This is a genomic window from Methylobacterium jeotgali, assembly GCF_022179345.1.
Classification (GTDB): Bacteria; Pseudomonadota; Alphaproteobacteria; order Rhizobiales; family Beijerinckiaceae; genus Methylobacterium; species Methylobacterium jeotgali.
On sequence record NZ_BPQR01000046.1, the window covers coordinates 62,519 to 76,859 of the forward strand.

10 protein-coding genes are annotated in these 14,341 nt (G+C 73.8%); 7 read left to right on the top strand and 3 right to left on the bottom strand.

Annotated features, from left to right (window positions below):
* Positions 1–57: 57 nt before the first annotated feature.
* The 3 genes from MFF04_RS14435 to MFF04_RS14445 form a co-directional block, all read right to left on the bottom strand.
* Entirely contained in the window at positions 58–852 is a 795-nt protein-coding gene (locus MFF04_RS14435; protein WP_238276759.1) for an FkbM family methyltransferase, read from the bottom strand.
* Positions 853–968: 116 nt separating this feature from the next.
* On the bottom strand, positions 969–2,207 hold the full coding sequence (locus tag MFF04_RS14440; protein WP_238276761.1) for a DUF1501 domain-containing protein: 1,239 nt from the start codon (positions 2,205–2,207) through the stop codon (positions 969–971).
* Between the two features lie 28 nt (positions 2,208–2,235).
* A complete protein-coding gene (locus MFF04_RS14445; RefSeq protein ID WP_238276763.1) occupies positions 2,236–3,741 on the bottom strand; it encodes a DUF1800 domain-containing protein in 1,506 nt (501 codons plus the stop codon).
* Positions 3,742–3,939: 198 nt separating this feature from the next.
* On the opposite strand from MFF04_RS14445, the gene MFF04_RS14450 reads away from it, so the two are divergent.
* From MFF04_RS14450 to MFF04_RS14480, 7 genes are all read left to right on the top strand, one after another.
* Complete coding sequence (locus tag MFF04_RS14450; protein WP_238276764.1) at positions 3,940–4,764, top strand: FkbM family methyltransferase; 825 nt, start codon at positions 3,940–3,942, stop codon at positions 4,762–4,764.
* Positions 4,765–5,242: 478 nt separating this feature from the next.
* Positions 5,243–7,297, top strand: coding sequence for a hypothetical protein (locus tag MFF04_RS14455; RefSeq protein ID WP_238276766.1), 2,055 nt, complete (start codon positions 5,243–5,245; stop codon positions 7,295–7,297).
* 2 nt (positions 7,298–7,299) lie between these two features.
* On the top strand, positions 7,300–10,608 hold the full coding sequence (locus MFF04_RS14460) for a glycosyltransferase (protein WP_238276768.1): 3,309 nt from the start codon (positions 7,300–7,302) through the stop codon (positions 10,606–10,608).
* Positions 10,605–11,102 (top strand): hypothetical protein, encoded by a 498-nt coding sequence (locus MFF04_RS14465; protein ID WP_238276770.1) that lies wholly within the window; start codon positions 10,605–10,607, stop codon positions 11,100–11,102. Before MFF04_RS14460 ends, MFF04_RS14465 begins: the two co-directional genes overlap by 4 nt.
* A gap of 14 nt (positions 11,103–11,116) precedes the next feature.
* Entirely contained in the window at positions 11,117–12,328 is a 1,212-nt protein-coding gene (locus MFF04_RS14470; RefSeq protein ID WP_238276772.1) for a 6-hydroxymethylpterin diphosphokinase MptE-like protein, read from the top strand.
* Positions 12,329–12,556: 228 nt separating this feature from the next.
* Positions 12,557–13,492, top strand: a complete 936-nt coding sequence (locus MFF04_RS14475; protein ID WP_287031964.1) for a L,D-transpeptidase — start codon at positions 12,557–12,559, stop codon at positions 13,490–13,492.
* Between the two features lie 241 nt (positions 13,493–13,733).
* The coding region (locus MFF04_RS14480) for an RNA polymerase factor sigma-54 (protein WP_444543505.1) at positions 13,734–14,341 on the top strand (608 nt) is incomplete at its 3' end.

The following is a 14,341-nucleotide window of genomic DNA, read 5'->3' on the forward strand; positions in this document are numbered from 1 at the left end:
AGGGGCGCCGGGGCGATGGCGAAATGGGTCGTCCGGGGGAGGCGGCTGCGAGCGGGCTCAGCCGCCGCGCTTCCTGAGCTCGCTCCAGATCGCGACCATGTTGGCGTGGACGATGGCCGTGCGGGCCTCCTCGAACTGGTCGTTCGGCACGGCGAAGAAGTTCCACGGACCGGGGTACTTGTTCATGGCGATGTCGGTGCGGAAGCCGAACACGTCGACGATCGAATAGTCCAGGCCCTCGAAGAAGGCGTAGAACTCGCGCATCTCGTAGCCGTAGGTGCGGGCGCTGCGCCCGCGGCCGTCCTCGTAGGCGATGACGGGACGGGCCTGCCGCATCACCCCGGCGCTGCCGCGGAAGGCGTGGAACTCGGCGCCCTCGACGTCGAACTTCATGAAACGGATCGGCTGGCCGGCAAACTCCGCGTCGACGGTGGTCACCTCGGTCTCGTAGTCGCGCACGTTCATGCCGGCATCGAGGTCGGTGCGCTTCTTGAGCCCCGAGAGGGCGGGCGCCTCGTCGACCTGGTAGAAGGTCGCCCGCGAGGGCGCATCCGAGACGGCCTTGGCCACGAGGCGCACGTTCGGACCCAGGCCGAGCGTCTCGATGCGCTCGGCGATGCCGCGGCCGAGCTCGGGGATCGGCTCGAAGCCGGTGAGCGCGCCTTCAGGTCCGACGCATTCGGCCAGTGGGAAGAAGTGGCGGCCGACATTGGCGCCGACATCGACCACCCGGTCGCCGGGCCTCACCCAGGTGCGGTAGAAGCGCTCGATGATCTCCTCCGAGAGGCGGCCGAGCAGCTTGTGGTCTTCGAGGGCGACCTGCCAGAGGATCGCGACGGTCTCGGGGCTCATGATCTGTCTTCGGTCGCTCCCCGGCCCGGCATATCTTGAAAATCCGACGGGATTCTCCCGGCCGCCGCGAATCGTCATGCCGCAGGTCGCGGGCCGGGGCAATCGCAGCGGCGGCCTCAGGCGAGCAATCCGCGCAGCGGCCTGATGCCCGCCGTGCCGGGGAACACATCGCGCGACAGGGTGGCGTCGGAGACGGAGAACATCTCCTCGAACAGCCCTTTCATCACCCCGCGCAGGTCCGTGGTCGGGGCGAGGTCGCGCCCCTCGTAGAGCGCCTGGGCCGAAAGGCCCGGCCAGTCGGCGACGACCCGCCCGCCCTTCACGCGCCCGCCGGCGAGGAAGGCGACGGTGCCGGTGCCGTGGTCGGTGCCGACCGTGCCGTTGACGCGGGCGGTGCGCCCGAACTCGGTGACGACGAGGATCGCGGTGTCCCGCCAGCGGGGTCCGAGGCCGGTCTCGAAGGCACTGAGCGCGTCGTCGAGCCCCCCGAGCAGCTTGGCGAGGCGCCCCGTGGCGCCGCCCTCCTGGGCGTGGGTGTCCCAGCCGTCGAAGGCGAGCGCGGCGAGGCGCGGGCCGTCGTCGGTGGCGAGAAGTCGCGCGGCGCCCTCGGCGATGCGGCGCATCCCGTCCGGGGTGCCGGCATTGCCCTGCATCTTCATCGCGCCGCCTTGCGTGGAGGCGAGGCGCTCGGTGTCGAGCCCCTCGCGCAGGCGGGAGGCGAGCAGCGGGTCGCGGGCGGCGTAGAGGTCGAGGACGCGCCGCACGGTCTCGTCGTTGGCCCGCGCGATCATCGGCGGCGCCCATCCGTAGACGGGGGCCTGCCCCCGCACCACGAGCGGCGGCGTCACCCCGACGCCGAGGAGGTCGGCGCCGCCCGCCCCGCCGGACGGGCGGACCCGCTCGCCGGCGGGCAGCGCCTGGGCGAGGCGGTTGAGCCAGCCGCTCTGGGTGCGGCCGGGGCCGGGCTGGCCGCTCTCCAGCACGTCCTGCCCGTCGAAGTGGGAGCGCTCCCGGTAGCCCGTGGCGACGGCGTGAATCACGCTCGCCTGGCCGCCCCGGTAGAGCCGGGCGAGGTTCGGCATGGCCGGGTGCAGGGCGAAGAAGCCGTCGAGGCTCGGGGCGCCGGTCTCGCCGTTCAGGGCGATCGACTCGCGCAAGGGCCCATAGGCCGGATCGCCGACCGGCGCGACGGCCGAGAGCCCGTCCATGGCGCCCCGCAGCACGATGCAAACGAAGCGGGAATCGCGCGCCCCCGCCGCCGAGGCCATGCGCGGCATCAGGCTCCAGGCGAAGAGGGCGCCCGCGGTGCCCAGAAGGGCGCGGCGGGTCGGCGCGTGCTCGCACAGGTCGGTCATGGCTCTCGTCCGTGCATCTTCGAAGGGCTCAGCGGCGCTGGAACTCGGGGGACATCAGGAGGATCGCGGCCGCCTGCTGGCGGCTCTCCGCGAAGGCCAGCGCGTGGCGGCTCTCGTCGGAGAGGGCGCCCTGGCTGAAGGCGGTCTCGGTGATGCCGCCCGGATCGGCCTGCACCCGCGCGGCGAGCTTGGCGGCGATGTCGAGGCGGGTCTTCATGCCCTCGGGGGAGGCCCAGTGGTCGAGGGTATCGGGGAAGCCGTTGGGCCCCGCCGGCGACCACAGGGGCTCTCCGAGCGCCGTCAGGTTGGCGAGGAAGGCGTTCGGGCGCAGGTCGCTGGCGAACCCGCCGGGCAGGCGCAGGGCCGCGACCACGAACTCCCAGGGGCTGCGGATTTTCCTTGCCGCGGGATCCCAGGCCTCGGGGGCGGCGAGCAGCGCGAGGCTCACGGCGCGCAGGTCGCCGCCGGTGTCGCGAAAGGTCCTGGCGAGCCGCCCGACGAGGGCCGGGGGCGGCACGTCGGCCACGAAGTGCCGGGCGAGCTTCAGGGCGACGAAGTCGGCGGTCGCCGGGTTGCGGGCGAGCGCGTCGAGGGCGTCGACCCCGCGCTGGAAGCCGGGCTCCGGATACGTCCGGCCGAGCACCGTGAGGGGGCCGGGCTGGTGCCAGTTCGGGTTGAAGAAGAAGGCGCCCGGCGGCGCGAGCTTGCCGTCGGCGCCCGAGACCGTCCAGCCGGTGATGAGGCCCGAGAGCGCGGTGACGTCGGCTTGCGCGTAGTGGCCGACGCCCAGCGTGTGCAGCTCCATGATCTCGCGGGCGAGGTTCTCGTTGAGCCCCCGCCGCCGGTTGCGGCCGGCGGGCGAATCGGGCCCGAGCGAGAGGGTGCTGTCGAGGAAGAGCAGCATCGCCGGATGCGTCTCGACGGCCCGCAGCATGTCGGCGAAGCGGCCGAGCACGTGCGGGCGGATCGCCTCCCGCTCGAAGGGGCCGGAGAGCACCCGCACCGGACCCCCCTTGAGGGTCGAGACGGCGAAGTGGTTCGTCCAGAACCGGACGAGGCGCTCGACGAAGCCGCCGGCCGTCCCCTCGCCGGTGGTCAGGTGGGCGAGCCGCGCGGAGACCTCGGCCCAGTGCATCCGGGTGGGGAGGGGCTGCTCCTTCGGCGGCTCCTTCGCGGCGTCCTTGGCGGGCCCCTGGGATCCTTGGGGGCCCTTGGGCACCTCCATCGCCGGCTCCGAGGCCGCCATGCCGCGCGGCGCCGCCATCGCGCCGTCGGCGGAGGCCGCCGGGCTCGCCATCCCGCTCGTCATCGGGCTCGCCTTGGCGGCCTCGCGCACGGTGCGCTCGTAGGCGTAGAGCGCGGCGAGGCTCGCGGTGCCGTCGGGCAGCGCCGGGTCGGCGAGGAGGCCGGCGCCGGGCGCGGCCATCTCCGCCTCGAACAGGCCGCGCGGGTCGCGCCCCGCCGCGGCGAGGCTGCCGGGCCGGGCGCCGAGCCCGAAGCGGGCCAGGGCGGCGGAGACGGGAAGGGCGCTCACAGGACGTTCACCGATCGAAACCTTCCGGTGCGGCCGGGTTCGGATGCGCCGGCCCGCCTCTTCGAAAGAGGGCGGAATGAAGCGCGACGCCGATTGTACGGCCGGTGAACGGTGCGGTAATCCTGCGTCCTTGACCGGTCAAACCGGCTCTTCCAACGTCAGGTTGGCGGGTCGGGCGGCCGCCGAAGGGAAGAAGCGATGCGCGCGGCGCAGATCGAGCAGAAGAAGACGGCCTATGCCGCCCTGGCGCAGGCCCGTCCGGTGGGCGAGCACGGCCGCATCTACGAGGACCTGCTGCGGACCGTCAGCCGGGTCCATGTCGGGCGCGGCGACACCGTCCTCGATCTCGGCGCCCATGTCGGCGAGCACACGGTGCCCTTCGCCGAGCTCGTCGGGCCGAGCGGCCGCGTCCATGCGTTCGAGCCCCTGCCCGTCGCCCTGATCCACCTGCGCCGGGCGCTGGCCAAAGCCGGCGTCGAAGACCGCGTCACGATCCACGAGACGGCGGTCAGCGACGGAGCGCGCGAGGCGACCTACTTCATCCAGGACGGGGCGCTCGGCATGAGCGGCCTCGTCGAGCGCATACCGGACGCGATCCGCGAGCGGGTCACGACGACGGCGATCACGGTGCCCGTGCAGCGCATCGACGAGATCGTGCCCGCCGAGGGCATCACGCGCCTCTCCTTCGTCAAGGCGGATGTGGAGGGCGCCGAGTACCACGCCTTCAAGGGCGCCGAGCGGCTGCTGCTGCGCTACCGGCCGATCCTCGCCTTCGAGAACGGGCGCGGACAGTCGGCGCAAGACTATGCCTACTCCCGCGAGGACTTCTTCGGGCTGTTCAAGAAGTTCGGCTACGACCTCTACGACGTGCTCGGGTTCAAGTTCGGCCCCGACGACTGGCACGTGCGCGGCGCACCGTGGTACTACTTCGCGTTGCCGAAGGAGCAGCATCCTCTCGCCGGCTCGGTCGAGGCGGCGATCGACGCCTATCTCTACGATCAGGGCCTCTCCGAGGTGTGTTGATCGGGGATAGCCGGCTCCCGACCATCCCTTCCGGGCCGGCCTGATTGGCAACCTGAGGTTCGCGACGCCCGTTTCACGTGTCAGTGAGGCCGCTCGGATCGCCCTCGATTTGCGAATCGGGACGCTCGATTCCTGCCGGGACGGCCTCGTCTTCCCTCTTGTTCGCATCGGCCCGCGCCGCTAATCGATCCGCGACCGCGGCAGGGGGGCTGTGCTTTGCGAGACTTTATTAAGCCGGATCCAATATTGCTCTCCCGGTGTCCGACCCCGGCCGGACGCCCCTAGACGGCCGATCCCGCCCCCGCGACCCGCGTGCGGCACGCTTCTTGATCCTTCCGCCATCGCGCCACCGGCTCCCGCCGGCGGCGACGCCCCGCAGACCCGCCCCGGCAGGCATCGGGATGCTTCCGCGCCGTCTCGAAGGAGGCGGCGAGGCCATCCTCGCGGCCGCCGGCCTTTCCCGGAGACCGTCGCATCCGTGGCCTTTGAGCTCGCCGAACTGAGCCTCGACGAAGAGGGCGTCCTGCGCATCTTCGGGCACGCCGCCGACGGCCGGGGGCCCGAGCTGGCCGTCGGTGGGAGCGCCGTATCCCTCGCCGAAGGAGCGCTGATCTCGCCCGACGGCACCTTCGAGGCCTATCGGGCCGGTTTCGCGGGCCGGCGCGGCGGCGAATGGCGCCTCGACGGCCGCCCGGTGACGCCGAGCGGGCGGATCGGCGAGACCTCGGCCGCGCGGATCGCGGACCGGACGGCGACCCGCGCGGCCGATCCGAAGATGGCGCGCACGCTCGGCGGTGCGCTCGTCGTGACCACCCGCGACCCGCTCGGCCCCTACCCCGCCTTCCTGCCCGCGGCCGACGCGGCCGCCGGGCTCGATGCCGCCGGCCACGCCGTCGCGCTGCTGCATGTCGGCGCGGCGACCTCCTTCGCCCGCAGCGTGCGCGTCCTGCTGACGCTTGCCGGCACCCTCCACCATCTCGACGCGGCGACGCCCGAGGACGAGCCCGACACCCCCTGGCAGCTCCCCGCCCCGGACGCCCGCCTCAAGGAGGCGGTGGCGCGGCTCGTCCGTGAGATGCGGCCGGATCTCGTCGTGGCCGCCGACCCCGGTGCCCTCGCCCTGGTGCGTCCGCTCGCCGGGTCGCGGCGCCTGTTCCTCCTCGACCGGGCCGGCCTCGACGCGCCCCGGCTGATCGCGGCGCCGGTGGCGCGGCGCAAGCTCGAGACCCTGGTGCGCGCCGGGCTCGCCGGCATCCCGGTGCTGGTCCCGAGCCGCGACCTCGCCCACGCCGCCGAGGCGCTGCTGCCCGGTCACGCGGTCGAGGTGCTGCCCCCCGGTGCGGGCCTCGCGCCGGCGCCGGCCTCCCACGGGGAAACCGTGCTCGCCGTCGGCGAGGCCGCCGCCGCGGCGCTGGACGGCCTCGCGGGTGAGGCCCGCGTGACGCGCCTGAGCGCCGAGACCTCCTTCCTGCGCGCCCACCGTCTTCTGCGGGAGGCGCGGGCGCTCGTGATCGGCTCGGATGCCGGCCCGGAGGGCCAAGCCCTGCGCGCCGCCGCGCGGGCCGCCGGCCTGCCCGTGGCGAGCGACCTCTCCGCCGACGCGGCCGACCTGCCCCTCACTGGCGGCCCCCTCGACGAGCCTGCCGCCGCGCGCCTGCGCGAGGCGGCGCGGCGGGTCCTCGGTGCGGGCGCCCTGCGCCCCTCGGCGCCCCGGCCGATCCGCCCCCCGAGCCTGTTCGCGGGCGGCGCCGAGGCCGGGGACGAGCGCTGGAGCGCCGGCTACGCGACCTTCGTCGCCCGTGCGCTTGCCGCCACCCTCGCGGCCCGCGCCGGACACGACCCGGTCGGGGTGCTCCTGCCCGGCGCGGTCCGGCCCGGCGATCCGGTCGCGACGGCCTGCGCCCGGATCGTCGGCGCCGAGGCGGTGTTTGGCCTGCCCGGCAGCGGGTTGGAGCGGGCCCCGCTCTCGGGCGTCCGGACGGTCGTCGTCGCCGAGCCCGATCGCGCCCGCTGCCGCGCCCTGATGGAGGACGCCGCCGGCCTCGGCCTCGAACCCCTGCCCCTCCTGCCTCAGGCGAGACCGGCGGAGCTGCGCCGCCTCGCGGGGCTCGCCGGCACCGGCGCCGGCCTCGTCGCGCGGATCGGCGAGGACGGCGAGCGGCACGGGGCCGACCTCCTGCTCCTCGTCGGAGGCCGGGACGCGCCGGCCGACGCCGTCGAGCTGACCGGGCCCGACGATGCCCGCCGGGGTCGCCTCGCCACGCTGGCGCCCGCCACCGACGCCCGCTTCGCCGGCCGTCCCACCGACGTGACCGGCTACGACCGCCTCGTCACCGGCGAGGAGGAGACCGGCGACGGGCTCCCGGCGGGCGTTTCCGTCACCCACCCCTTCGACGCGATGCTGGCGCTCGCCGCCCATCTCGACTGCGCCCGCGTCCTGATCGACGCCGCCCGCGCCCACGACCGGCCCCTGGCCGGGAGCCTGGCGCGGTTCGGCTTCACGGGCGGGCGCGTCGCCTTCGCGGGACGCTGAGCATGGCCGAGACGATCGATCAGACCCTCGCGCCGGGCCTGCGGGTCGCGGTGTTCGTGACGAACGACGGTGCCACCTACGGGGGCGGGCGCCTCGCCTCGCTGCTGCTCGCCCACTGCCTCGCGCGGGCGGGCTGCGAGGTCCACTACGTCACCAACAACAAGCCGGTCTTCTACGACGAGCTCCTGAGCTTCTCCTACCCGTCGCTCGTCCACCTCGCCCTGACCAAGGACTTCCACGATGGCCTGCCCGAGGGCCGCTTCGACGTGGTGCTCCTGGTGCCGACCCAGGCCGACAACTTCCTGTTCTACTACGGCACCCGCGGCTTCGCCCGGCGCCGGGGGGCGCGGCTGGCGCTCTTCAATTTCGAGACGCCGAACTGGTTCAACGCCTTCGCGCCCGTGGCCCGCGACGAGGGCATGTGGCGCCAGTGGCGGGCGGCCACCGAGGACGGCTGCCTGATCCTCTCGAACTCCGCCGAGTCGATGCGCTACGCGCAGAGCTACTACGTCGACCATCCGGAACGGACGGCGTTCGACTACTGGCACCAGCCCATCAACCTGCGGGCGCTGGAGACCGTCTCGCCCCAGCGGCGCGAGAACCGGATCGTCACCTTCATCCGCGCGCTCGACCCCCACAAGGGCGGGCAGGACGTGCTCGACGCCCTCTCCGAGGATCTCGCCGGCTTCACCCTGGTGATGATCGTCGGCAGCAAGACGCTGGACGCCGGCTACCACCGGGCCGCGCTCGCCGCCGCGGAGCGCTACGGCCTGAGCCTCGAGATCAAGCACCTCGTCAGCGACGCGCAGAAGTTCATCGAGCTGAAGCGCGCGCGCTTCCTGCTCTACCCGTCCCGTTTCGAGGGCTACGGCATCCCGCCGATCGAGGCGCTCTCCTGCGGCACCCCGTGCGTCTGCTACGACCTGCCGGTGTTCCGCGAGGTCTGCGCCGACGCGCTCCATTCCGCCCCCGTCGGCGACATCGGCGCCCTGCGCACCCGCATCCGCGAGGTGCTGGCCGCGCCCGAGAGCGTCGGCGATGCCCTGCCAGCGGTGGTCGCCTCGGTCTCCGACATCCTGGCCTGCGGGCAGGCGGCGCGCGGCGCCCTGGAGCGCTACTGCGCGACCCCGCGGGGCGACGAGGGCGCGCTCTCCGAGCCGCCGGGGAAGCGGGCGCGGCGGCCGAACCCGCCGCTGGTCCATCTCTCCTCGCTGGCCCTCGACAACGAGGGCTTCGCCCATGTGCGCGGCTGGACGCCCTTCGTCGATCTCGGCCGGGTCGAGCTGTTCATCGACGGGCGGCATGCGGGCCGCGCCTTCCTCGGCATCGACCGACCGGACACCCTCAAGACCAAGCCCTGGGTCGGCCGGCCCGACACGGGCTTCGCCCTGATGGCGCCCTTCGCCGGCGTCGAGGACGCCGCCAAGGGCACGGTCCTGGTCGAGGCCTTCCTGTTCGCGCAAGAAGGCACCCTGCTCGACTGGACGGAGCGCAGCTTCAAGGCCAAGGACAGCGCCGTGAAGCGCGGCAAGCTGCCGCCGAAGCTCTTGCGCGCCGGGGGATTCCGCCTCAACGCCGAGCCCGAGAGCACGGTGCTGCATGGCTGGATCGCCGGCAACGCCCCGCCGCTGGAGCGGGTCGACCTGTTCCTCGACGGCCGCCCCGTCTGGTCCCGCTACGGCCGGCCGCGCAAGGACGTGGAGCCGCAGATCGCCGAGTTCCCGCTCCAGGATCCCGGCTTCGCCGGCCATGCCCCCCACCCGCTGGCGGATGCCAAGGCCAGCCACGGGCTGATGACCATCGTCGCCTACACCAAGGGCGAGGGCGCCCAGGCGCTCACCGCCAAGGCGGCGATCCACCCGGCCGCCCCGCCGCCGGCGGTCGATCCGGCGCTCGCCGCGCCCTGCCCGCCCGCCGGGCTGCCGCGCATCCTCAAGGTCCGCCGCGTCACGCTCGACGAGTACCGGGTGGTCGAGTTCGAGGGCACGGTGCTGGCGCGGCCCCGCATCGACGCCATGCGCTTCCATCTCGGCGACGAGTTCCTCGGCGAGGGCGCGCCGGACCGGCTCAACATCTCGGTGTTCGAGCAGAACCGCGCCTACGGCGACGTCTATCCGGGCTTCTTCTTCACCGGCCGCACGCAGGGGCCGGTGGACCCTTCGACGCCCTGGCGGATCGACCTCTGCTACGGCGAGGAGGTAGTGGAGAGCCTCTCCGGCACGCTCACCCCGACGAGCCGGGCGGAGGCCCCCTTCGGCGCCGACGCGGAGGCGATGCCCGCCGGCATGCTGGAGACCGGGGCGCCAGACGTCACCGTGCTCGTCGTGGAGCGGACGGACCTGTTCACGACGGTCGCCGGCCTGCGGACGCGGGCGCTGATCGCCGCGATCCGCGCGCAGGGACGCCGCGTGCTCGCCGTGCTCCACGGCAACCCCCACGCCCTGCTGGAGGAGTGGCCCGCCTGGCAGGCCCTCGCCGACGGGCTCCTGCTCGTGAATCCGCTGAGCCCGCTCCACGACCCGACCGGGCGTACGAAGCTCGCCGACGTCCTCGGGCGTCTCGCCGGGCAGCCCTCCGTCGAGGGCTTCGTGGTCGACTCCGCCGCGGCCACGGGCGCCCTCGCTTCGGTCGACGGCCGCCGCCCCGGCCGCATCCTCGACGGCGGCGAGCCGGCGGAGACCCTGGCGGGACATCTCGCCGGGCTCGCCCACCGGCCCCTGGAGCTCTGGACGGCGGACGCTGCCCGCGCCGCCACCCTCAAGGCCCTGGTGCCCGATCTCGACGCGCGGGTGGTCGACGCCTCGGAGGCGGCGCTGCGCGAGGCCTTCCGCCCCTGGCCGAGCCTCGACCTGCAGGAAGACGCCGCGCCGATCCTCCTCGACGCCACGGTGCCGCTCGGCGAGGCCGAGCGCGCCGCCCTCGACGCCCTCGGCGGGCCGAAGCCGGCGGCGGTGGTCGATGCCCCCCCGCTCGCCGACGAGGCCGCGATCCGGCGGGCCGCCGGCCTGCCGGACGGGCTGGCGATCACCTTCGCCGGGGCGCTGCGGCCCCTGGCGCGGCAGCCCGGCGCAGCGCTGATCGTGCCCGCTCCCGAGCGCTCCGGCCTGCCGGCCCTGGCGCGGGCGCTCGGCCTCCCGGTGCTGGCGCTCGCCGCGGACGGGAGCCTGACGCCGCTGGAGGCCTCCCCCGGCGCCCTCACCGTCGAGGCGGCGCTGACCCCGGCCGAGGCCCCCGATCTTACGGAGGCCGCCGCGGACGTTTCCGCCCCCGCGCGCCTCCACACCGTTCTCGAAGCCCCGGTCCCGGCATGACGAAGCCTCAGGAGAAGAGCGCGCCGAGCCGCGCCGAGGAGGCGATGGCCGCCGCGCCCGCCGCGCATCTCGACCGGCCGCTGGTGCTCGGAATCGGCGCGGGTACCCTCGGCTTTCACCCGCCGGACGTGGACGGGCGGCTCGTCTACCGCTGGAGCGGCCCCGAGCCCTCCTCCGCCATCCTCTACGGCGCGGTCCCCGAGGGGGCCAGGAGGATCAGCCTCGTCCTGGCCAGGCCCGTGCCGGCGGCGCTCGCCGGCCGGGTGCGGGTCTCCGTCGACGGGCAACCCGTGCCGGTCGAGGCCGGCCCCGCTGACGCTCCCGGCCTGCCCGAGGGGCTGACGGCGCTGAGCGGCCCGATCACGCCCGCGCCGGCCGACACCCGCGGCCTGCGCATCGACATCCGCCTCGACCACACCATGCCCGAGCCCGGCGCCGAGAGGCCCGAGCGCCTCGTCGGCCTCGCCGTCCACGCCGTGCTGTTCACCCGATGAGCCGCGAACCCATCATGCCCACCTCGGCGACCACCTTCGTCACCGTAGAGCCGGGCGATGCCGACATCGCGGCCGGCGCCCTGGTGCGCCTCCTCGGCCGCGAGGGCGGCGGGCCGGTGCGCGTCCTCGCCCGCGCCGGAGGCATGCCGAGCGCCGCCGCGCTCGCCGCCCGCTTCGGGCTCACCGCCCATCTCCTGCCCGAGACGCCCGCCCATCCCGAGGGCGCGGCGCTCCGCGGCCTGATGGCGGAGGCCGCCGCCCCCGGCGCCGAGGCGGTGATCTGCGCCACCAGCACCCCCTTCCCGATGGTGTTCCGCAACAACGAGGCGGCGCCCGCCTTCAACGCGCAGCTCCCCGCCGTGCGGGTGCTGCACGGGCTTGGTCTTCGCCGATTCCGCTTCCTCGACCGGGACGGCTCGGAACGGATCAGCGAGATCCCCCACCTCCTCGACGGGTTCAAGGGGCGCCACCGGGGCGAGCGCGCCTTCATCGTCGGCAACGGGCCCTCGCTCCGGCGCATCGACATGCGGCTCCTCAAGGACGAGCTCACCTTCGGCTCGAACCGCAGCTTCCTCGGCTACGAGGACTGGGGCTTCCCGTTCCGCTACTGGGGCATCTCCGACCGGCTCCAGATCGAGATGTACAAGGAGGAGTACGAGGAGGGCATCGACCGGGACTCGGTGAAGTTCTTCCCCTTCGAGTACCTGCACTTTCTCAAGGTCGCGAACGCCTGCCCCTGCGAGATCGCCTCCGACGCGGCCTTCGGCGAGCAGTGGCTGCGCTTCCCCCATTTCGGAGAGCGGCCGAACGCGCTGTTCATGAGCTTCACGGTGACGATCACCCTGATCCAGATCGCCGCGCTGATGGGCTGCGACCCGATCGTGCTGATCGGCGTCGACCACAACTACCCGATCGCGCGGGTGAAGCGGCGCGGCAACGACGAGGCCTTCGTCAACCCGGCGCTGACCACGCCGATGCGCGACCTCCAGCGCCGCTCGAAGCTCGGCTGGGACTACTGGGAGGGCAACACCGCCACGGGTGCCACCCACTTCACCGACAAGTACGTGACCAACAAGATCTTCGTGCCGCCCCGGACCGCCTGGTCGGAGACCGCCTACGACTACGCCAAGCTCTGGTGCGACCGGGCGGGCGTCACCATCCTCAACGCGACGCCGGACAGTCACCTCACCTCCTACCCCCGCGTCGCCTACGAGACGCTGTTCTGAAGCCCGGCGCGGGCGTGTCCGGCCGGGCGCGGCCCGGCGAAATCTCCGTGATCCGTGCGCGATTCGTTCGCCCCGTTGCCGCGGGGACACGAACCGGGCAGGGCGCACGGATGACGGCCGCGCCGGATTCTTGCTAGGAGCCGGAGCCAAGGGGACGCGGCGCCCGATTTCCGTGCGGGCGCCACCCGGGGACCGACCGCACCCATGACGACGATGCCCGTTTCGACGATGACGCTCCCGACCGGACGCGCACGCGCCCTGCGCGCCGCCGCGCTTCTCGCCCTGCCGCTCGCGCTCGGCGCCGGGCTCGCCGCCCTGCCCGCGCCCGCCGGGGCGCAGGGCGTGCGGGCGGAAGGCGCTTACGGCGGCTACGACGACGACCGCCTTTACCGGGACGAGGCCGGCGCCCTCTACCGCCGCCGGGGCGGGCAGTACGTGCCGTGGGGCGGCGCCGTCGAGGGCGGCCGCCCGGTCGGCCCCGACCCGGACGCGCTGCGCCCCCGCGCCGCGGTGCCCGACCCGAGGCTCCCCGAGCAGCGCTCCGTGCCCGCCGAGCGCCCGGAGATGAAGGCCGCCCTCAACCGTCCCGTGGACGACGGCCCGATCGACTACGCCAAGGCCTACGCCGCCATCACCGACGACCCGTTCCCTGTCGCCGCCTTCAACTGGAAGAAGGCCAACCCCAACTTCCTCCGGCAGGAGGTGGCCTATAGCGGCCGCTACGAGCCCGGCACCATCGTGGTCGACCCGAAGGCCCACCACCTCTACCTCGTGCAGGCCAACGGGCGCGCCCGCCGCTACGGCGTCGGCGTCGGCAAGCAGGGATTCTCGTGGTCGGGCGTCTCGACGGTCAACTCGAAGCAGGCCTGGCCCGACTGGTATCCGCCCAAGGAGATGATCGCCCGCCGGCCCGACCTCGCCGGCCAGGTCGAGAAGCTCCAGAGCGGCGTCGGCGTCCCCGGCGGCACCCGCAATCCGCTGGGCGCCCGCGCCATGTATCTCTGGCAGGACAACAAGGACACGCTCTACCGCATCCACGGCACGCTCGAGCCGGAGTCGATTGGCCGAAGCGTCTCGTCGGGCTGCATCCGCATGATCAACCAGGACGCCATCGACCTGTTCGGCCGCGTCAACGTCGGCACCAAGGTCGTCGTCCTGAACTGACGGAGGGGGAAGGCGGGATAAGCCTTCCTTCACCGGCCGGCGCCAGAATCGTGCCGGCCGCGCAACACCCCCGGCGCCGTCTCGAAGCGTTCAGCACGTTTTGACGCGGCGCGGCGGCGGGGGCTAGACCGACCTCGAAAATGAATGCAAGACTTGTGCCGAGCGCCGGAGAGCGCTGAGGCGATCTTGCCGGGACCCCGATGAGGGGGTCTCCTTTCACGAGGGTTCGGGGCAAACCGCGATGAGCCTGCTGCAACGGCTGGAGATGCGCCAGGGTCAGGCCCTGGTGATGACGCCGCAGCTCCTGCAGGCGATCAAGCTCCTGCAGCTCTCCCAGCTCGACCTCGCCGCCTACGTGGATGCCGAGCTGGAGCGCAACCCGCTGCTCGAGCGGATCGAGGGCGAGGGGCCCGAAGCGCCCTCGGGGGAGGGGCCGTCCGAAGGCTCCGCCGAGGGCGACGCGTTCGAGGCCGATTTCGACGGCGAGGGCGAGGGCTGGACCGCCCCCGAGATGAACCCCGGCAACGGCGAGATCGCCACCGACATCGACACCCGCCTCGACAACGTCTTCGCCGAGGAGCAGCCGACGAGCGCGCGGGCGGAGGAGGGTGTCGGCGACAGCCTGGCGCTCACCCCGCCCCCCTATGGCGGCACCGGCGGCAGCTTCGACGGCGAGGAGCCAGATTTCGAGGCCTCGCTCACCGCCGAGACCTCCTTGCGCGAGCATCTCGCCACGCAGCTCGAGCTCGCCACCCGCGATCCCGTCGAGCGGTTGATCGGCGGCTTCCTGATCGACGCCGTGGACGAGGCCGGCTACCTGCGCGAGCCCCTCGACGGCGTCGCCGAGCG

Excerpts from the sequence above, each read along its gene's own strand:
- MFF04_RS14475 (WP_287031964.1), top strand. The coding sequence starts at position 12,557 with ATGACGCTCCCGACCGGACGCGCACGCGCCCTGCGCGCCGCCGCGCTT.
- MFF04_RS14460 (WP_238276768.1), top strand. The coding sequence starts at position 7,300 with ATGGCCGAGACGATCGATCAGACCCTCGCGCCGGGCCTGCGGGTCGCG.
- MFF04_RS14440 (WP_238276761.1), bottom strand. The coding sequence starts at position 2,207 with ATGACCGACCTGTGCGAGCACGCGCCGACCCGCCGCGCCCTTCTGGGC.
- MFF04_RS14470 (WP_238276772.1), top strand. The coding sequence starts at position 11,117 with ATGCCCACCTCGGCGACCACCTTCGTCACCGTAGAGCCGGGCGATGCC.
- MFF04_RS14450 (WP_238276764.1), top strand. The coding sequence starts at position 3,940 with ATGCGCGCGGCGCAGATCGAGCAGAAGAAGACGGCCTATGCCGCCCTG.
- MFF04_RS14465 (WP_238276770.1), top strand. The coding sequence starts at position 10,605 with ATGACGAAGCCTCAGGAGAAGAGCGCGCCGAGCCGCGCCGAGGAGGCG.
- MFF04_RS14435 (WP_238276759.1), bottom strand. The coding sequence starts at position 852 with ATGAGCCCCGAGACCGTCGCGATCCTCTGGCAGGTCGCCCTCGAAGAC.